Origin of the sequence: Myxococcus sp. CA023 (assembly GCF_010998615.1) — a bacterium.
Taxonomy (GTDB): Bacteria; Myxococcota; Myxococcia; order Myxococcales; family Myxococcaceae; genus Myxococcus.
This window is the reverse complement of sequence record NZ_JAAEAH010000065.1, coordinates 36,351-55,762: the sequence shown is the minus strand read 5'-3', so window position 1 is coordinate 55,762 and position 19,412 is coordinate 36,351. Positions and strand designations below refer to the sequence as shown.

Below are 19,412 nucleotides of genomic sequence, written 5' to 3'. Positions count from 1 at the left end.
GGACGGGGACGGGGGCGGCCGCGTTCCCGGTGCAGGTGCCGGAAGGCGCCCAGGGCGAGGGGCCGGAGGTGACGGAGCTGCGCGCGAAGCTGGCCGAGCGCGACGCCGAGCTGAAGGCGGCCCTGGCGAAGCTGCACCTCTACGAGGATGAGGCCCACCACGCCGAGGCCGAAGCCCTGGGCATCACGGAGATGGTGAAGGCCTCTGGCCTCCCCGACCGGCAGCAGCGCCGGCTGGCGGTGGCCATCGTCCGCGAGGCGGCTCGCAACAACATCGACCCGCTCCTGGTGGTGGCGGTGATCCGCTGCGAGAGCTCCTTCAACAACTACGCGGTGTCCCACGTAGGGGCCATGGGTCTGATGCAGGTGATGCCGGACACCGGCACCTGGCTGGCGGACAAGGCCGGCCTGCGGCTGGGCCGCGCCAGCAACCTCTTCGACTCGGAGACCAACGTGGAGCTGGGGACCGCGTACCTGGCGGACCTCATCCAGCGCTTCGGCACCGTCGAGAAGGCCCTGGTCGCCTACAACGCCGGCCCCGGGCTGGCCCGCCGCATCCTGGCCAAGAAGGAAGCGCGCACGAAGTTCATGGCCGGCTACCCCGCCAAGGTCGTGAAGGAATTCCGCAAGCTGAAGGCCGATCAGGAGAAGCAGCTCACACTGAGAGAGGCCCAGAAGGCGCATGGCCAGAAGAGCTGAGCGCTGAGCAACAAGCCTTGCGACGGCTGCACGACAGTCGCGAGAAAGTTGCGATGTGAGGGGTAACCAAACCCGCGGACCATGGGCACTGTGCGCCGGGCGGGAGAACCCCACGGGTCCTCCGTGGAAGGACTGGAGCGATGACGCTCCAACCAATGCTCTGCGCCAACTTGGAGAGCACTGCAATGTCGGGGCTACAAATCCACCGTGAGGAGTCCGCAGGTTCCGTGACGCTGCGACTGGAGGGCACGCTGGATGGCAAGACGGCGGAAGAGGTCCGGACCTCTCTGAGCGCCCTGAGTGGGTGCGAGGTCGTCCTGGACTTCGCCCACCTGCGGGAGTTCAAGGACAGCGCAGTGGGAGTCCTGACGCGAGGCCTGGTGGAGCGCCCCGTCCAGCTGCGCGGCCTGGCCACCCACCACGAGCGGATGTTCCGGTACTTCGGTGTGGGCACAGGGACGTCGCCGCGCCCTGCCTACTACACGCCCGAGGACGTCTTCCTGGCGTAGGCCCTTCGCCGCCTCGGGAGGGAGGGAGCGTCCGCGCTGCAAGCCCGGACGCGAAGCGTGTTGGCAATCGAGGGAGTCGGCTACAGTGGCGGCAGATGAACCAGCCTGCCCGCGCCCTCTCCCCGGTGCCTTCCCCCGCAAACGCGCGCTCGGCGATGGAACGCATCGCCACCCAGCTGGGCCGCGCGGTGCAGGGAAAATCCTCCCAACTCCAGCTCGTGGTGACGTCCCTGGTCGCCGGCGGCCATGTGCTGCTGGAGGACGTCCCGGGCGTGGGCAAGACGACGCTCGCCGAGGCCCTGGCCAAGGCCTGCGGCCTGAGCTTCGCCCGCGTCCAGTTCACCGCGGACCTGATGCCCGCCGACGTGCTGGGCGCCCAGGTCTTCCACGCGCAGACGGCCACCTTCCAGTTCCGTCCCGGTCCCCTCTTCCGGCAGCTGGTGCTGGCGGATGAGCTGAACCGCGCCCCGCCGCGCACCCAGTCCGCGCTGCTGGAGGCCATGGCCCAGGGCCAGGTCTCCCTGGACGGCGCCACGCACGCGCTGCCCGCGCCCTTCACGGTGGTGGCCACGCAGAACCCGGTGGACTTCTCCGGCACCTACCCGCTGCCGGACTCGCAGCTGGACCGCTTCATGGTGCGCATGTCCCTGGGCCACCCGACGCCGGAGGTGGAGGCCGGGCTGCTCGTCACCCGCGATGGCACGCCGCCCCTGGACGCGGTGGAGACCGTCTCCGGTCCCGAAGAGCTGGCGTCACTGCGCTCGTTCGCCGCGGCGCTGCGGTTGGACGCGTCGGTCGCGGACTACGTGGTGCGGCTGGCCACGGCCACGCGCTCGCACGGCGACCTGGAGCGAGGCGCCTCCACCCGCGCGGTGCTCGCGCTGGGCGCGGCCGCACGGGCTCACGCGCTGTGGGACGCCCGGGACTTCGCCACGCCCGGTGACGTCCGCGCGGTGCTGGTGCCCTGCTGGGCCCACCGCATCATGCTGCGCAGCGCCGTGCAGGGCGTGTCCGCGCGCGACGAGGCGGCGCACCTGCTGGAGGAGATTGCCCGAAAGGTCCCGGCGCCCCGTTGAAGCCCCGGCTGCCGTCATGGTGGGCCCGGGTTCGCTCGCGGCTCCGCCCGCCGCGCACCCTCAAGGTGACGCGCATCGGACGCACCTATCTGGTGGTGACGTTCGGCGTGGGCCTGGGCGCGCTCAACACCGGCAACAACCTCCTCTACCTGCTGCTGGGCCTGCTGCTGAGCATGGTGGTGGTGTCGGGCGTCCTGTCCGAGCGCTGCCTGCGCTACCTGTCGGTGCGGCGCGTGGGCGCGGACGCGGCCTTCGCCCAGGAGCCCTTCGCCTTCCGGTGGGCCATCTCCCGCGGTCAGGGCCACGCCTTCGCCCTCACGCTGTCAGAGGCGGACTCGCCGCTCACCGGCGCGGGCGGCGTGGGTTACCTGCCCACGGGCGTGGACCACGTCGTGCGCGCGGACCTCACCGCGCCCCAGCGCGGGCCCGTGCGGCTCACGGGCGTGCGTGTCACCACCACCTGGCCGCTGGGGCTGTTCGCCAAGACGCGCACCTTTCCGCTGGAGAGCACGCTGCTCATCTACCCGCGGCGGACCTACGCCTGTCAGGACCCGGGCGCGCCGGAGCAAGGCCCCGTGGGTGACGCGGGCAACCCCCGCCGCAATGACGGCAACGGGGACCTGAGCGGCCTGCGCGAGCTGGCGCCGGGTGAGGACGCCCGGCGCATCCACTGGATGAAGAGCGCCTCCGCAGGGAAGCTGCTGCGGGTGGAGCGCGAGCACGAGGAGCGGCGCACCTTCGTGCTGACGGTGGCGAACGGGCTCGACGCGGAAGCGCTCGAGCGCCGCTGCGAGGAAGTGGCCGCGCTGGCCCGCCGGCTCATCGAAGAAGGCCACGAGGTGGGCCTGGACACGCCGGAGGAGCGCATCCGGCCCGCCGCGGGCACGGCCCAGGAGCGGCGCCTGCTGCGGGCGCTGGCGTGGCTGGGGCACGAGCGCCCTCGCGGTGACGAGGAGGCGGCATGAGGAAGGGCACGCGGCTGAGGCTGGTGCTGCGAGACCTGGGCTCCGGGTTCGCCTTCGCCTCCATGGCGGTGTCGGGCCAGCTCCCCATCTGGTCGCTGGTCCTCTACGGCGTGGCCCTGGTGATCGCGCTGGCGGGGCGGCGCCCCTTCGCCAACCGGGTGAAGCTCACCGCGCTGCTGCTGCTGGCCGTGGCGCTGACGCTGGGAACGAACGTGCTCGCGGGCTCGCTCAACTTGGTGGTGGCGGCCTGTGCCTTCGCCGGCCTCATCTCCGCGCAACGTCTGCTGTCCACGCCGGACGCGGCCACCGACGGACAGGTCCACCTGTCCGGCCTGTTGATGGTCGCGGGCGGCGCGGCGCTCTCCGGCGAGCTCATCTACGGCCTCTTCCTGATTCTCTTCGGCGTGCTGGCCAGCATCGCCCTGGCGCTGGGCGTGGTGGAGTCCGCGGTCCCCGAAGGCGAGCCGGTGCCAGTGCGCGCGGTGATGGGCCCGCTGGCCATGGGCGTGGGCTTCGCCGTGGTGGGCGCGGTGGCCTTCTTCGTCCTCTTCCCCCGCCTCAACTGGAACATGATTGGCCCCAGCGCCTCGCCCGGACTGGGCGTGGCCACCGCGGGCTTCTCCAACACCGTGCGCCTGGGCGGCGCGGGCACCATCAAGGGCAACCCGCGCATCGTGCTGCGCGCCACCCTGACCCCGGACCCGGAGAAGGAAGCGCTCGACGCGTACTGGGTGGGCCGCACCTATGACGTCTTCGACGGCATGGAGTGGTCCAACGCGCGCGCCACCAGCGACGGCTCCGAGTTCATGACGACGCTGCGGCCGGGTCAGAAGAACCTGGTCCACCAGCACGTGGAGCTGATGCCCGCGTACGGCGCGCGCACGCTGGTGGCGCTGGAGACGCCCTCGCGGCTGGGCAACGCCGTGGCCAACACACAGATGGGCTCCCGGCGCACGCAAATCCACGAACTGGGCGGCGGCGAGGTGCGCTTCCGCGACTCCGGCATCTCCTATTCATATGAGGCCTACAGCCTCCCGCCCGGTGCCAGTGGCGACGACGTCCAGGACCTGCCCCCGGAGGAGCAGGATGCCCTGCTGTCGCTGCCGGAGGGACTGGACATCCGCGTCGGCCAGACCGCCGCGCGGGTGCTGAATGGCGAACGCGACCCGCTGGCCGCCGCGCGGAAGCTGTCCGCGTGGCTGCAACGCGAATACAGCTACACGCTGGAGTTGAGCGGCGACGTGCCGGACCCGGTCGCCGACTTCCTCTTCCAGCGCAAGCAGGGCCACTGCGAGCACTTCGCCACTGCGCTCACGTTGATGCTGCGCACCCAGGGCATGCGGGCGCGGCTGGCCACCGGCTTCTTCGGCGGCGAGCGCGTGACGGGCGGCTACGTGGTCCGCGCGGGTGATGCGCATGCCTGGACGCACGTGCTGGTGCCGGGGCGCGGCTTCATCACCGTGGACGCGACGCCGCCGGCCCACCGCGCGAGCCAGTCCCCTCGCCTGCTGGAGCAGCTCATCAACTTCTATGAAGTCGTGGAGTCGCAGTGGCGTGACGTCGTCCTGGACTACAACTTCCGCGATCAGCTGACGGTCGTCCGCTCGCTCACTCGTTCGCACGAGATCCCGAAGAAGAACGAGCCGCCCAGCCGCGCGCCGCCCCCCCGGGCCTTTGGTGCCGCGCTGCTCGCGGCCGCCGCGGCCTATACCGCCTGGCGGTTGCTGACGCAGTTCCTGTCGCGTGAGCGGCCGTTGGAGGCCACGCGCTTCGCGGACGCGGTGGAGGCGCAGCTCGCCTCCGCGCGAATCACACGCGTCGACGGTGAGACACTGGAAGCACTGGACGCCCGGCTTGCCCGGGAGCGACACCCGCTGTCCCCCGCCCTGACGCCCGTCGCCCGGCGCTACCTGGAAGCCCGCTTCGGCGGTCGTCCGCTCCAACAGGGAGAGGCTACGCGGCTGCTGACGGACTTGAGACGCGCTGTTCTCACGGAGTCCCAGCGCGTCGCCAGCGAGGGCACTCGCCCGCCCCAAGCGCGCGCTTCCTGACACCCAGACCTCGGTCCTCGCGCCTGACCGCCAGGCCGCCCACCGCGCGTGCCGGCGGCCCGGGTGTGTCAGCGGCCTGAGGCGTCGTTACGCCTTTTCCCGCGGGCGGCCACGTCGTGTGACGGGCATCGCTCCAATGGCCGCGCCCTCACAGGGAGCACGGCCCTGCGCAGCCCCCGGGAGGCTTGAATGCGAACAGTTCTGAAGCTCCTACAGCTAGCGCATCCGGCGATTCATGCCGGTGCGACGTAACGGTTACAGGATTGCGGCGCTGTACACGCCGCTGGAGCACGCCAACCCCTCGCAGACATTGGGAATGGCCCTTCGGGGCAGGTTGGCATTTCTGTTGCTCAAGCTCCCTTCGTCACGTTGTCAGACGAAATCCATCCATCCCAGCCTCACCGCGAGGCTCACTGTCGGAGAAATCATTCATGCAGGCATCCACCGAGCAGTCGTCCAACTCCGGCTCCCTGGCGATGTACCTCTCGGAGATCAACCACTACTCCCTCCTCAAGGTGGAGGAGGAGCAGGAGCTCGCTCGCCGCTTCCTCAAGGGCGACCTGGCGGCCGGGCACCGGATGGTGACGGCCAACCTGCGCTTCGTGGTGAAGGTCGCCTATGAGTACCGCTCATACGGCATCAAGATGTCCGACCTCATCCAGGAGGGGAACATCGGCCTGATGAAGGCCGTGCAGAAGTTCGATCCGGACAAGGGCATCCGCCTCATCTCCTACGCGGTGTGGTGGATTCGCGCGTACATCCAGAACTACATCCTCAAGAGCTGGTCGCTCGTGAAGCTGGGGACCACCCAGGCGCAGCGGAAGCTGTTCTTCAGTCTGGCCCGCACGCGCCGCGAGTTGGAGAAGTTTGGCAGCGGTGACGCGGCGGTGAACGTGGATGACATCGCCCGCCGGCTCCACGTGAAGCCGGGCGAGGTGCGGGAGATGGAGCAGCGCATGGGTGGCCGTGACCTGTCGCTGGACGCGCCCATGGGCGAGGACGGCGGCAACAGCCACGTGGATTTCGTGGTGAGCGCCGCGGCCCCGCAGGACGACGAGTTCGCGGACAAGGAGGAGGCGGGCCTCATCAACGCCCGCGTCCGTACCGCGCTGATGCGCCTGGACCCGCGTGAGCGCTTCATCATCGAGCAACGCGTCATGAACGAGCGCCCCATGACGCTCAAGGAGCTGGGTGAGCACTTCGGCTTCTCGCGCGAGCGGGCCCGCCAGTTGGAGATTCGCGCCAAGGACAAGCTCAAGTCGGAGCTGGCCGCGCTCATGGCCGAGGTGGACCCCGAGGCCGTCGCCGCCCAGCAGTGAGCCGGGATTGCCCCGGCCAGTGCCCCGGCATTCCGGGACAGGCCCGCATCAAGGCGCCTCCGCCCTACTGGCGGGGGCGCTTGCCTTTTGAGGGTGTTGTTTCACGGCCAGCCGGGGGCCTGCTAGAAAGAGCCGGTTTCCCTTCGAAGGAGCCCCCTGCTTGGCCCACGGTTCGCCGCCGCTCTCCGAGGATCGCGTCCCGATCGCGCAAATGCTCGCGACAGTCGCCCATACCCCGTACGTCCCCCCCGACAAGTCTCCGGCGGAGATGACGATACGAGCCCTGGTGCTCGGCTCGGTGCTGGGCATCGTATTCGCCGCCTCGTCCGTGTACCTGGCCGTCAAGGTGGGCCTCACGGTCTCCGCGTCCATTCCCGTCGCGGTGCTCTCCATCGCCATCTTCCGGGCCCTGGGCAACTCCAGCATCCTGGAGAACACCATCGTCCAGACGACGGGCTCGGCCGGCGAGTCGATCTCCTTCGGTGTGGCCGCCGCGCTCCCCGCCCTGCTGCTGCTGGGCTACGACATCAGCCTCACCCACGCCTTCCTCACGGCGGCGCTGGGCGGCGTGCTCGGCGTGCTGATGATGATTCCGCTGCGCCAGGGCCTCATCGTCCAGGAGCACGGCAAGCTGCCCTACCCGGAGGGCACCGCCAGCGCGGACGTGCTCATCGTCGGCGAGCAGGGCGGCACCAACGCCCGCACCGTCATCACCGGCTTCGTGGTGGGCGGCGTCTACAAGCTCGCCTACTCCGGCATGAAGCTGTTCCGCGAGGTGCTGAGCACGCCGCTGCAGGGGCTCAAGAGCGCCACCGTCTCCACCGAGGTGAGCCCGGAGCTGCTGGGCGTGGGCTACATCATCGGCCCCCGAGTGGCGGCCATCACCTTCGCCGGTGGTGTGCTGAGCTACCTCATCCTCATCCCGGCCATCTCGTTCTTCGGCAGCGGGCTGGAGACGCCGCTGCTGATGCACAACGGCCAGCTCATCCGGGACATGTCGCCGGACCAGATTCGCAATGCGTACGTGCTCTACATCGGCGCGGGCGCGGTGGCGACGGGCGGTCTCATCAGCCTCATCCGCTCGCTGCCCACCATCATCGGGGCCTTCAAGCGCAGCCTGGAGTCGCTGAAGGCGTCGCGGGGCCAGGGCGCCATGCCGCAGCTGCTGCGCACGGAGCAGGACCTGCCCATCACCGTGGTGCTGGGTGGCAGCGCGCTGCTGGTGCTGGCCATCTGGCTGGCGCCGCCGCTGGAGGTGAACTTCATCTCCGCCGTCCTCATCGTCATCTTCGGCTTCTTCTTCGTCACGGTGAGCGCGCGCATCACCGGTGAGATTGGCAGCTCGTCCAACCCCATCTCCGGCATGGTGGTGGCCACGCTGCTCATCACCTGCCTCGTCTACCTGCTCATGGGCTGGACGTCGTCCGAGGACCGCTTCATGGCCCTCACCACGGCGGCCATCGTCGGCATCGCCGCGTCCAACGGCGGCACCACCGCGCAGGACCTCAAGACGGCCTTCCTGGTGGGCGGCACGCCCCGGCGCCAGCAGTTGGCGCTGTTCGTCGGTGTGCTCACCAGCGCGATGTTCATCGGCCTGGTGCTGGTGACGCTCAACCGCGGCGCCACCGTCACCATCCCCGAGCCCCACCCGGGAGTGAAGGTGACGGAGTTCTCCGACGAGACGCGCGTCCAGCACACCTTCCCCTGGGCCGTCTCCGCCGACACGATGGCGGCCCGCGGCCTGGACGAGGCAGCGCTGCGCAAGGCCGTCTGGGCGCAGGGCTACGAGCTGAACACGCAGAGCGGCGCGATGGAGCTGCGCAGCTGGCGCGACGTGTCCTCGCAGGACCTGGGCGCGGTGACGCTCAACGTTCCCAGCGGCGCCCCCATCAAGGTGGCGGACCTGGGCACCGTCACGGACGGACCGGAGCGCACGTACAAGGAAGGCTACGTGCGCGGCGCGGACACGGTGGTGCCCGCGGGCAAGTACCTGCCCGATGAGTCCGACACCATCCAGTACGTGGTGGACCCGGGCATCGGCGGCCGCATCAGCGTCTACGAAGGCCAGCAGCTGACGCGCTACGCGGCGCCCAAGGCGCAGCTGTTCTCGCTCATCATCGACGGCATCCTCACCCAGAAGCTGCCGTGGGATTTGGTGCTCCTTGGCGTCTTCATCGCGCTGATGCTGGAGCTGTGCGGCGTGTCCTCCCTGCCCTTCGCGGTGGGCGTGTACCTGCCCATCAGCAGCAGCGCGCCGCTCTTCGTGGGCGGCATGGTGCGCTACTTCGTGGACCGCATCCGCGGCGGCGAGTCCGACTTCTCGCCGGGCACCCTGCTCTCCTCCGGCTTCATCGCCGGTGGCTCCATCGCGGGAGTGCTCATCGCCTTCCTGGAAATCGTCACCGACGGAGCAGGCACCCGCGCGCTGAACCTGCCTGCCCTGCTGGGCAACCATGGCGGCCTGGGCAGCTTCCTCAACATGGTAGGCGAGAGCGAGCACGCCCACCCGCTGTGGTCCAACCTCTGGGGCCTGCTCTTCTTCGCCGGCCTGACGCTGTTCCTGCTGCGCTCCGCCCTCAAGGGCCCGAGCGCCGCCGTGTCCCCGCCGCCGCAGAAGGAGGCGTAGGCCACGTGCCCGGGCCTCCTCCTGGAGGCCGGGTGAAACACCGCTGAGACACCCGGGGCGGCGAGGAGCAATCCTCGCCGCCTCGCTCATTTCCAGGGCGGGTGCGGCGTGCCTCCTGAAACCCCGTCCAGGAGGCGGCGAGCACCCACCCGGGCCGTCTCGCTCAGAGCGGCGAGTGGGAGGACGGCACGGGCTCGGGCGGCACGAGGCCAGCGGCATCCGCGGCATCCGCGCACACGTACTCCGTGCGCAGCGGCGCGACGACGCCGAAGGTCGCCGCGAAGACGACGGGGCCCCACCACGGCCAATACACATCCACGCGGGAGAAGCCGTGCTGGCACTCCGGCGTCACCACATTCGAGGTCGTCAGTCCGGCGACCAGGCTCACTCCGGTCTGCTCTTCGGGCGCTCCTCCGCGCGGCGCTCCGGAACGGAGGCTCATCCGGAAGCACCCCGTCAACGAAACCAGCAATAGCGAGCACGTCAGCAACCGAGCCATGGACGTCGCCCCGTTCCGGCGGATGACGCATGTGGCAACACAACCGGGAATCCCCGTCATTCTCATGCCCCGTCACGGGGACGACACCCAAGCCATGAGACTGCTACGGGCCGTCTCCTGGGTAGCCGTCCAAAATCGGGTTAGGCTTGGGTGACAGCATGGCCCACCCCCCTAAAGCCATCCAAGAATCCAACGCGGAGCCCCAGCTTTCGCCTGAGGCACGCGAGAAGGTTGAATTGGCGAAGACGTTCGCCTTCCACCTGCTCAAGGGCATCAAGCAGATCGGGATGTATCGCCACAACGAGTCGCGCTTCCCGGAGTTCCTCGGGAAGGCGCTCGAGTCGATTGCCTCCTACACCGACAAGTTCGGTCCCCTGTCGATGAAGGTGGAGCAGCAGAACTTCCTGCTCCTCGGTGAGTCGCTGTTCTCCGAGGACACCCCGCTGCCCTACAAGTTCTTCCGCGACGGCATCCGGCAGCTCATCTTCCGCCCGGGTCTCACGGTGGAGGAGCTGACCACCTTCACGCTCATCGCCCTGTCCGAGCCGGAGCGCGGCGCGGAGGATGTGCTGGCGCAGCTGTGGCGCGCGAGCATGGAGCACGTGGAGTACGTGGTGGTGGAAGGCTTCTCCATGGAGAACGCCAGCGAGGAGGAAGTGCAGGTCGAGGTGGACAAGGTGGTGGGCTACCTCTACTCGCGCCTGCAGACGAACTCGGATGACTACCTGCGCTTCGCGCGCGTGTCCGCGGAGGACTTGGACGCCAAGCTGGACGGCGTGGAGCAGATTCGCGGGCTCGTGGTGGGTGGACGGCATGCCTCGGACGAGCTGAAGGCGAAGCTGCAGCGCGAAGTTTCCGAGGAGGAGAACGCCCGGCTGTTTCCCAAGCTGGTGAGCGCCGTGTTCCAGGTGGTGGAAGGCGGCGTGGATGACGCGTCTCTGCTCGAGGAAATCTTCGTGCAGTTGCTGGACATGCTCCTCCTCCAGGACGACTTCGGCACCATCAACCAGATCGTCCTCAAGCTGCGCGCGCTGTCCCAGCGCGAAGGCAGCGAGGACCTGGCGAAGATGTTGGAGAACTTCCTCCACAAGATGGGCGAGGAGCAGCGACTGATGCGGGTGGGCGAGTCGCTCAAGTCGACGCGACCGAAGAACCCCGCGGACGTGTCGCGCTACCTCCAGGTGTTGGACCGGGACTCCATCATCCCCCTGCTGTCGGTGCTGGAGAGCATCGAGGTCGCCGACAACCGCACCCTGCTCTGTGACGCCCTCGCGGGTTTCGCGCGCGAGGTGCCCGAGCCCTTCGTCGCGCGGCTGATGTCAGAGCGGCCGCAGACAGTGCGCGACATGGTCTACATCCTGGAGAAGAGCAACCACCCGGACCGGGTGAAGATGTTCGGCCAGGTGCTCAAGAGCCCCAACCTGGTGGTGAAGTTGGAGGTGCTCAACATCATCGGCCGCGGACGCACGGGCGAGGCCCGGCGCATCATCGCGGACGCACTCACGGACTCCATCTCCCAGGTGCGCATGCTGGCGGCGAAGCTGCTGCCGGAGTTCGACCGCGACAAGGGCTACGCGGACCTGATGCGCCTGGTGCGGGAGCCCGGCTTCGACAAGAAGACGCCCGACGAGCGCGCCGCGGTGTACGCGGCCATCGGCTCCACGGGCACCCCGGGCGCCCTGTCGATGATGCAGCAGATGCTCGCGACGAAGCCCTCGCTGCTCAACAAGAAGCGCGTGCTGGAGGACAAGCTGCTGGCCATCCACGGCCTGGGCGGCGCGTGCTCCATCCAGGGCTACAAGCTGTTGCAGGCGGTGGTGGAGGACAAGAACCAGCCATTGGAGGTCCTCACCTCGGCTCGCAAGGCGATGTACCAGACGAAGAAGGCGCTCTTCGGAGACTCGGCGCTGTCGGAGGAGGCATAGGCGTATGGCCGACAACCTGAAAATCACCCAGTCGCAGGACGAGAACACCAGCGAGTTCGGCCGCGAGCACAACGAGAAGCTCCAGAGCCTGGCGCGCTCGCTGGTGGCCGGCCTGTACATGCTGGTGCGCTCGGTGAAGATGTATGACCCGGAGAACGCGGTCTTCCAGAAGCCGCTGCACCAGCTCCAGGACATCATCAATCAAATCATCGGCAAGGAAGGCCGCCTGGAGCTCACGGGCGTCAAGGAGTCGTTCTACCTGAACGGCATGCTGGTGAAGGTGGACCTCAACTCCATCGAGAACCAGCGATACCTGCTGACGGAGCTGCGCTCGAAGGACGTGGGCGGCTTCACGCTCACCAAGCCCGTCACCGTTCCGGAGCTGAAGAACTTCATCTGGATCTTCAGCAAGGAGCAGACGACCGCGTCCGAAGAGGACGGCCTGTCCAACCGCAAGCTGCTCAACATGCGGGTGGCCAAGTTCTCCAAGCTGAAGGAGAAGCTGAACAAGGACCTGGACAACCCGGGCGACCAGAAGGTGGACCGCAAGAAGTACGCGATGACCATCTACGCGCGCGCCGTGTTCTTCCTCACGAAGTACCTGCAGTCGGTGCGCGCCGGAAAGCCCATCAACGCCTCCAAGGCGCTGCGCCTGGTGCAGGACTTCGTCGACATTTCCTACGAGCAGCGGACGCACTTCCTGGGCATGACGACCATGCGGCGCGAGGATGACTACCTCGTGTATCACCAGGTCAACGTGTGCCTCATGAGCGTCGTCTTCGGCGCGGAGCTGGGGCTGACGAAGCCGCAACTGCGCGACCTGGGCTACATCGCCCTCTTCCACGACGCCGGCATGGCCACGCTGTCGGAAGAGCTGTCGACGAAGCGAGGCGCGCTGACGCCCGAGGAGAAGCAGACGGTGCAGCGCGCGCCGCTCATCTCCGTGCGCAACATCCTGATGGAGAAGGGCTTCAGCCGCTCCACGCTGCTGCGCGTGGTGACGACGTTCGAGCACAAGACGGACTTCGGTACCGCCGTGCGCGACTCCCGCGGCAACATCCAGATGATCATCCCGAAGACGAACCTCGGGGTGTACGCGAAGATCATCGCCATCTGCGACGCGTACGACGCCCTCACCTCCAAGCGCCCGTACCGGGATGCCTACGGCCCGGAGGTGGCGCTGATGTTGATGTGGTCGGAGATGCGGAACAAGTTCGACCCGGAGCTGCTGTCCGTCTTCATGCGGGTGATGGCCATCCAGCCCGTGAAGGTGCTGTCCAAGCGCCAGCAGTCGCTCAGCGTGTCCGGCCTGTAGTCCGCTTCGAGCCGCCCGCCGCCTTCCGGGGCGCGGGCTGCTTTCGGGTGGCGGGCGGGGCCTCCGGCGCGGGGACGGTGGCCCGGAGCAGCGTCAGGGCCGCCTCCAAGTCCGCGGGAATGGGCGCCTCCAGCTTCAGCACCTTGCCCGTGCGCGGGTGCGCGAAGGACAGGCGCCACGCATGGAGCGCTTGGCGCCCCAGCCGCTCCTGGGCCTCCGCCGCGGCGCCCTTCGCCTTGCGTCCGGCGCCGTAGAGCGCGTCGCAGAGCAGGGGGTGGCCGGCCTCGGAGAGGTGCACGCGAATCTGGTGCGTGCGGCCGGTGAGCAGGTCCACCTCCACCAGCGCGGCGCCATCGAAGGCCTCGAGGACGCGGTACTCGGTGATGGCGTTCTTGCCCTCCTTCACCTTGCCCGTGAAGCGCTGGCGGTGGATGGGGTGACGGCCGTAGAGCGTCTCGATGCGCCCTTCCGCCGGCGGCACACCGTGCACCAGCGCCAGGTACGTCTTCTCCACCGCGCGCGTCTTGAAGGACTTCTGGAGCGCCACCAGCGCCTGCTCGTTCTTCGCCACGACGAGACAGCCGGTGGTGTCCTTGTCGAGCCGGTGGACGATGCCCGGCCGCAGCTCGCCCCCGACACCGGCCAGGTCCTTCACCCGGTGCAGCAGCGCGTTGACCAGGGTGCCGGAGGCATGGCCCGCGCCGGGGTGGACGACCATGCCCGCCGCCTTGTCGACGACGACCAGGTCACGGTCCTCGTGCAGCAGCGCGAGCGGGAGCTCCTCCGCCAACGGGACGGCGGGAACGGGCGCCGGAATGTGGAGGACGAGCAGCTCACCGCCGCGCAGACGCCGGGCCGGTTTGGCCGGCTGGCCGTCCGCGAGCACATGCCCGGCCTCGATGAGGCCGTGGATGCGAGAGCGCGTGAGGTCCGGGAACGCGCGCGCGAGGTACTGATCGACGCGCTCGCCGCGAGCTTCGGGCGGAGCGCGGTGCTCTCGCGTGTCGGGCGCTACCACGGGGAGGGGGTCACCAGATCTTCGACTTCACATGCGCCTTCGAGCGCAGGACGATGTCGTTGATCGCCCGCTCGAAGAAGTTCATTCTCGTGAAGATCTCCTGGCTGACGCGGCTCTTGTAGAGCTCGCGGCCCTCTTCCAGTTCCTCCTTGAGGACCTCGAAGAGGTTGTCCTGTTCGATTCCCTTGATGATCTTCTGCTCGTTGTAGAGCGAGATATCCGAGGCAATCGCACGGGCGAGCCGCATCGCCTTGACCTTTTCCTCGTCCGTCATCGTGCTACCTACTTAGGCAGCGGCTGGAGGCGAGTCAACTTTCCTCGCAACGCCGGTGACATCCGAGCACTTCCGGGCGCCTCCCCTACTTCCGGCCTGACTTCTCAGAAGACAGGGCCAGGTAGCTCTTGGAGACGCGGAGTGGATCCAACCCCAGCTCGCGGGCGAGGCTCATCAGGATACCTCGCAGGTAGACCGAGGGCGGGAGCAGGTTGTAGCGGTCCGCCTCGACGTTCTCCAGGTGCATGCGCGTGATGCGGGTGCGGTCGGCCACCTGCTGGAGGGTCACCCCCCGGGCCTCGCGGACCTGCCGGAGCAGTTCGCCGTTGAACTCGGCATCGGACGGGATGTCCGGGGCGCGAGGCCGGGGCTCACGGGCCCGCGACGCGGCCTGGGACGCCTGCGCCAGCGCCGCCTCCGCCGTGGCGATGGCGGAGTCCTGGGCGATCTGCGGCGCGTCTCCCAGAGGCCGCCCGGGACGCGCTCCAGCCCGGCCCGGCTCGGACGGAGCCTCCGAGGCGGGCGACGGACGGGCAGGGACGATGGCGGTCGGCTCGGCCTCGGGCGCCTGAGGGGCCGGCGGTACCGGGCCGGCACTCGCTGGAGCCGGCGGGAGGGGCGCAGCGCTGGCTTCCGATGCCGGGGCGCCAGTCACGGCGGTAGCAGGCGCCGAAGGGGGCAGAGCCGCCGCGGCGCTGACCGGAGCGCCTTGCGTGGGGACCGGCGCGGCGGCTGGGCCGCTGCCCGAAGTTGCCGAGGCAGTCACCGCGGCACTGCTTTCCGCCACCGGGGCGCTGACGGGAGCGGCCGGGGCGGGAGTCGGTGCGGCGGCCGAAGCAGTCGCCGGGGCATCACTGACTGAAGCCGGCGCGCTGACGGCCGCTCCCGATGCAGGCGGCGGCACGGCCGAAGCAGTCACCTGTGCATCGCTGGCCGAAGCCGGAGCGCTGACAGTGGCTGCCGTCGCAGGCGTCGGCACGGCGGAAGAAGCAGTCACCGAGGCATCACTGCCCGAAGCAGGGACGCTGACGTTGACCTGCGGAGACGTCGCCGGAATCGGCGCGCTGCCCGTTACCGCAGGGGCGCTCGGGGAAACCGAAGCAGCCTCGCTGGCCGGAACGGAGCCAGGCGCCACCGCAGCAGCCCCCTGGGTCACAGCCGTCTCACCCACCGGAGCCGCAGCCACCGCACCGGAGGCCTCGCGCTGCGACTCAGCGCTCGCGGCCCCCGTGCCCGTTCCACCACCCGAAACCTGGGGCTGAATCGACGCAACGGGAACATCCACCGCGCTCCCCAGCCGCTGCGTGTCCTGCAACGAGCTGGACACGTACGCGAACGAGAACCCACGGAAAAACGACGCCCGGAAGTCCGCCTGTCCCAAGGACGCCGGCACCGGCTCCACCCGAGGCTCCGTCGCATTGGCCCCGGCCTCCCCTTCCCCATCCCGCCCCGTCACCGCGGTCTCCGAGTCCTCCACCGGCACGTCTCGCACTGCTCCTGGCCTCCCGTTCGTCCCCGTTTCGGGGACCTGCGTCGAAAGGTGGCCAGTTTGATCTTCCGCGCCGGAAGCGGCAACCCCAACGAGCTCCGGCTCCTCGCGCCTCTCCACCGGCGCGTCGGCGTGTGCCACCTCGCCCCCGGTCGACACCGCGTCCATCAACCGGCGGGCCGGGAGCCCCAGGTCCTTGTCGTACTCGGCACGCAGCTCTTCGTCGGAGAGAATCTCCAGCGCCTCGGCGATCCGAGTGCGGAGCCCATCCACCTGGCCCTCGTCCACGAGCGCATAGACGGCGATGGAGTCCGGCGAATACAGCTCCGTCAGCCGTTCGTACGCCGCCCGAATCTCCTCCGTCGGAGCGGTAACGGGGACTTCGAGAATCTCGTAATAGGTCTGCTGCTCGAAGGGCTTCATGGTGTGGAGCGCTGGGGGGAGCCGTCGAGTGTGAGGATACGTGTTGCGATGCCCTGAATGGCAGTGGCCGCCGCGGAATCCGGTCGCTCGATGAGGACGGGCTTGCGCTTGCGCACCGCGCGCCACGCCTCGTCGTCGTAGCGAATGGCACCCAGGACATCCATTTCGATGCCAAAGAACTTCTTCCATGCGGCGGCCACCGAGGTGCCCACCGACAGGTCCGCATCCGTGCGCGCCTGGTTCACGATCAGCCGGATGCGGAACGCGGAGAGCTCGCGCTCCAAGCGGTCCGCGATGGCCGGGTCCTTGCGCCGGGCCTGCGCCAGCACGTCATGCAGCGTGCGCAGCGCCCCCTCACGGGTGGTGAGCGCGTCCTCCACCAGGTCCTCGATGCCGTACTGCGACTCCACCTGCTGGAGCTTGCGGAAGAAGGCCGCCTTCGCGAAGCGGTAGGCGTTCTCCACCGACGTGGGCTCGGGCAGCATCACCAGCACGCCGTGGTCGGCGAGGATGAAGAAGTCGATGGTGTTGAAGCTCGTCCCCGCGCCCAGGTCCAGGATGAGGTAGTCCGCCGACGTGCCCATCAACGTCCGCAGCAGCTTCTGCTTCTGCGCGTACTTGAGGTTGGCCGCGTCCAGCGCATCCTGCGCGCCGGCGATCAGCGACAGCCGGGGCACGCCCGTCGGAACGATGACCTCTTCCAGCTGCGCCTTGTTGCGCCGCAGGAAGTCGGACAGCGTCGCGGTGGGCTGCCCCACCCCCAGGCACGTGTGCAGGTTGGCCCCGCCCAGGTCCACGTCCACGAGCAGCACGTTGGCCCCGGATTGGGCCAGGGCCACGCCCAGGTTGGCGGACACCATGGACTTGCCAATGCCCCCCTTCCCGCCTCCCACGGCGATGATGCGCCGGGGGCGAGGACGGCGTGACAGACCAGGAGGGCCGGAGACCATGGAGCCTGGCTCCGTGGGGCCCAGGACACGGGATTCGGTCCGGGGCGCTGGCGAGGGTTGGGGCATGCCCCCCCATCAAATCCCGAACCCGGGGTCGCGTCGACTCCCCGGCCTTCTGCATCCGTTCAGTGGAACATCCCGGCCCGCGCATGCGCCGGAAACCCGTCACTCCCGGAGTTTCCAGCCCCTGCGGCGAGCCCGGATGCCCACTAGGTAGGCGCTACTCGTCGAGCAGCTCGACGTTCCAGTACGACGCATCCGCCAGGTGCAGGAACGGCAGCCACTCCCGGTACGTCACCTTGCGGGTGGCGCCGCGGAACAGCGGCGTCCAGCGCGGGCGCACGGGCTTCTTGAGCAGCTTCATGTGGGCCTGCTCCGGCGTCCGCCCGCCCTTCCTCAGGTTGCAGGGCACGCAGGAGCACACGACGTTCTCCCACGTCGTCTTGCCGCCCTGCGTGCGCGGCATGACGTGGTCCAGGTTCAGCTCGCTGCGGGGCAGGTTCTTGCCGCAGTACTGACAGGTGTCGTTGTCGCGCGCGTAGATGTTGAGTCGGGAGAAGCGCACCCGCCCTCGGGGCAGATGGTCATACGCGCTGAGCACCAGGACACGGGGAACGCGAATGGTGCGCTCGATGGTGGTGATGCAGTCCTGTGTCGCGCTCAGCTCTGCCCAATCCGCGAACTCGTAGAGCCGGTACTGCGAGTCGATGGCCTTGGCCACCCCCAGGTACAGGAGCGAGAACGCCCGCTTCACCGAGGTGACATGCACCGGCTGGTAGTACCGGTTGAGGACAAGCACGGCGCTGTTGATCATGGCGGGTTCCCTGGAATGGCGGCCGCGACGGCATCCGCGACAGCCTGGAGCTCCTCCTCCTCGAGACACCGGACGTCGAGGAGCACCTCGCCATCCGCGATCCTCCCAATAACCGGCGACATTCCTCCGCGCAGGCGCTCCAAGAATTCTTCCGGCGTCCCTAGGGTGAGGATGCACGCGGAGGACGGCAACCTGGCCAGCGGCATGGCACCCCCACCCACCTGTCCCACCACGCTGGCCACCCGCGCACGCACACCCCGCCCCGCCAGCAGGCCCTGCAACCGTACCGCCCGGGCGCGCAGGTCTTCCGGCGACTGGGCAAGCAGGCGATGCACCGGAACCTCGTCCGCCCGGCCATCCCGGTACAGCGCCAGGGTGGCTTCAAGCGCGGCGACCGTCAGCTTGTCCACCCGCAGGGCCCGCATGAGCGGGTGAGCCTTGATGCGTGCCAGCAGCACGGACCGGCCCACCACGACTCCCGCCTGGGGTCCTCCCAACAGCTTGTCTCCCGAAAAGGCGACCACGTCCGCGCCCGCCGCCACGGCCTGGGCCACCGTGAGCTCCCGGCTCAGGCCCTCGCCCTTCAGCGGCACCAGCGCGCCCGCGCCCAGGTCCTGGAACACCGGCACGCCGCGCGCGCGGCCCAACGCCGAGAGCTCCGCGACCTCCACCTCTTCCGTGAAGCCCACCAACGCGAAGTTGGAGCGGTGCACCTTCACCAGCAGCGCCGACTCCGGGCCCAGCGCCGCCGAGTAATCCGACAGCCGCGTCCGGTTGGTGGTGCCCACCTCCACCAGCTTCGCGCCCGACTGCCGCATCACCTCCGGGACACGGAAGCCGCCGCCAATCTCCACCAGCTCACCGCGCGACACCACGCACTCGCGGCCGGACGCCAACGCCGCCAGCACCAGCAGCACCGCGCCCGCGCAGTTGTTGACGACGACCGCGTCCTCCGCGCCCGTCAGCGAGCGCAGCAGCCCCACCAACGGCGCGTAGCGACTGCCCCGCTCTCCCTCATCCAGGTCGTACTCGAGGTTGGAGTACCCCCGGGCCACCTCCGCCACGCGCGCCACGGCCGAGGCCGCCAAGGGTGCGCGTCCCAGGTTGGTGTGCAGCACCACCCCGGTGGCGTTGAGCACGGGCCGCAGCCCCGGTGTGGCCAGCGTGTTCAGCGCGTGCTGGACGTCCGCATCCTCGAAGCCCGGACCGCCTGAGGCCACCAACCGGCCCCGGGCCCGGTCGACCGCCAGCCGGAGCGCGGCCACGGCCCGGGCCCTGGGGACTCCACTCAACAGGGGTTCCAGCGACGGGCGCCGCAGGAGCTGCTCGACGGAGGGGAGCGCGCGCAAGAGCGCATTCTTCCCACCGTCTCCACTGTTCGACGGGGCGCCCACGCCCCGAGTCTAGGGGAGCCGCCGGGCAAGTTCCAGGCGAGCCCTGGAACATCGGGGTGACAAAAAG

16 protein-coding genes are annotated in these 19,412 nt (G+C 69.1%); 9 read left to right on the top strand and 7 right to left on the bottom strand.

Features of this window, described 5'->3' with window-relative positions; genetic code table 11:
- The 7 genes from F8M74_RS26510 to F8M74_RS26480 form a co-directional block, all read left to right on the top strand.
- Positions 1-698: lytic transglycosylase domain-containing protein (locus F8M74_RS26510; RefSeq protein ID WP_141279611.1), on the top strand; the 698-nt coding region annotated here is incomplete at its 5' end.
- A gap of 185 nt (positions 699-883) precedes the next feature.
- A complete protein-coding gene (locus F8M74_RS26505) occupies positions 884-1,207 on the top strand; it encodes an STAS domain-containing protein (protein WP_020478756.1) in 324 nt (107 codons plus the stop codon).
- A 95-nt stretch (positions 1,208-1,302) separates the two neighbouring features.
- Complete coding sequence (locus tag F8M74_RS26500; RefSeq protein WP_141258352.1) at positions 1,303-2,283, top strand: MoxR family ATPase; 981 nt, start codon at positions 1,303-1,305, stop codon at positions 2,281-2,283.
- Positions 2,280-3,248, top strand: coding sequence for a DUF58 domain-containing protein (locus F8M74_RS26495; RefSeq protein ID WP_141258354.1), 969 nt, complete (start codon positions 2,280-2,282; stop codon positions 3,246-3,248). The genes F8M74_RS26500 and F8M74_RS26495 overlap by 4 nt, the downstream gene beginning before the upstream one ends.
- A complete protein-coding gene (locus tag F8M74_RS26490) occupies positions 3,245-5,299 on the top strand; it encodes a DUF3488 and transglutaminase-like domain-containing protein (RefSeq protein WP_141258356.1) in 2,055 nt (684 codons plus the stop codon). The genes F8M74_RS26495 and F8M74_RS26490 overlap by 4 nt, the downstream gene beginning before the upstream one ends.
- Before the next feature lie 431 nt (positions 5,300-5,730).
- Positions 5,731-6,618, top strand: coding sequence for an RNA polymerase factor sigma-32 (locus F8M74_RS26485; protein ID WP_020478755.1), 888 nt, complete (start codon positions 5,731-5,733; stop codon positions 6,616-6,618).
- A gap of 160 nt (positions 6,619-6,778) precedes the next feature.
- Positions 6,779-9,244: an OPT family oligopeptide transporter gene (locus tag F8M74_RS26480; protein WP_162295126.1), complete on the top strand. Its 2,466-nt coding sequence runs from the start codon at positions 6,779-6,781 to the stop codon at positions 9,242-9,244.
- A gap of 163 nt (positions 9,245-9,407) precedes the next feature.
- Here F8M74_RS26480 and F8M74_RS26475 read toward each other — a convergent pair whose 3' ends face one another.
- Positions 9,408-9,632, bottom strand: a complete 225-nt coding sequence (locus F8M74_RS26475) for a hypothetical protein (RefSeq protein ID WP_228560331.1) — start codon at positions 9,630-9,632, stop codon at positions 9,408-9,410.
- Positions 9,633-9,901: 269 nt separating this feature from the next.
- Between F8M74_RS26475 and F8M74_RS26470 the strand changes: the two genes are divergently transcribed.
- Both F8M74_RS26470 and F8M74_RS26465 read left to right on the top strand, forming a co-directional pair.
- Positions 9,902-11,668, top strand: a complete 1,767-nt coding sequence (locus F8M74_RS26470) for a HEAT repeat domain-containing protein (protein ID WP_141258362.1) — start codon at positions 9,902-9,904, stop codon at positions 11,666-11,668.
- A gap of 4 nt (positions 11,669-11,672) precedes the next feature.
- On the top strand, positions 11,673-12,983 hold the full coding sequence (locus F8M74_RS26465; protein ID WP_141258363.1) for an HD-GYP domain-containing protein: 1,311 nt from the start codon (positions 11,673-11,675) through the stop codon (positions 12,981-12,983).
- Here F8M74_RS26465 and F8M74_RS26460 read toward each other — a convergent pair.
- The 6 genes from F8M74_RS26460 to selA all read right to left on the bottom strand — a co-directional run bounded on the left by F8M74_RS26460 (position 12,964) and on the right by selA (position 19,345).
- Positions 12,964-14,001: an RluA family pseudouridine synthase gene (locus F8M74_RS26460; RefSeq protein ID WP_141258365.1), complete on the bottom strand. Its 1,038-nt coding sequence runs from the start codon at positions 13,999-14,001 to the stop codon at positions 12,964-12,966. The genes F8M74_RS26465 and F8M74_RS26460 overlap by 20 nt on opposite strands.
- Before the next feature lie 10 nt (positions 14,002-14,011).
- Positions 14,012-14,275 (bottom strand): hypothetical protein, encoded by a 264-nt coding sequence (locus tag F8M74_RS26455; RefSeq protein ID WP_141258367.1) that lies wholly within the window; start codon positions 14,273-14,275, stop codon positions 14,012-14,014.
- An 85-nt stretch (positions 14,276-14,360) separates the two neighbouring features.
- Positions 14,361-16,187 carry a helix-turn-helix domain-containing protein gene (locus F8M74_RS26450; RefSeq protein WP_141279613.1) on the bottom strand — a complete coding sequence of 609 codons (1,827 nt, stop codon included), beginning with the start codon at positions 16,185-16,187 and terminating at the stop codon, positions 14,361-14,363.
- The gene (locus F8M74_RS26445) at positions 16,184-17,137 is read right to left on the bottom strand and encodes a P-loop NTPase (protein WP_141259141.1); all 954 of its coding nucleotides are present in this window, start codon (positions 17,135-17,137) and stop codon (positions 16,184-16,186) included. The genes F8M74_RS26450 and F8M74_RS26445 overlap by 4 nt, the downstream gene beginning before the upstream one ends.
- Before the next feature lie 220 nt (positions 17,138-17,357).
- A complete protein-coding gene (locus F8M74_RS26440) occupies positions 17,358-17,951 on the bottom strand; it encodes an HNH endonuclease (RefSeq protein ID WP_140862554.1) in 594 nt (197 codons plus the stop codon).
- Positions 17,948-19,345, bottom strand: coding sequence for an L-seryl-tRNA(Sec) selenium transferase (gene selA, locus F8M74_RS26435; RefSeq protein WP_141279616.1), 1,398 nt, complete (start codon positions 19,343-19,345; stop codon positions 17,948-17,950). Before selA ends, F8M74_RS26440 begins: the two co-directional genes overlap by 4 nt.
- Positions 19,346-19,412: the final 67 nt, after the last annotated feature.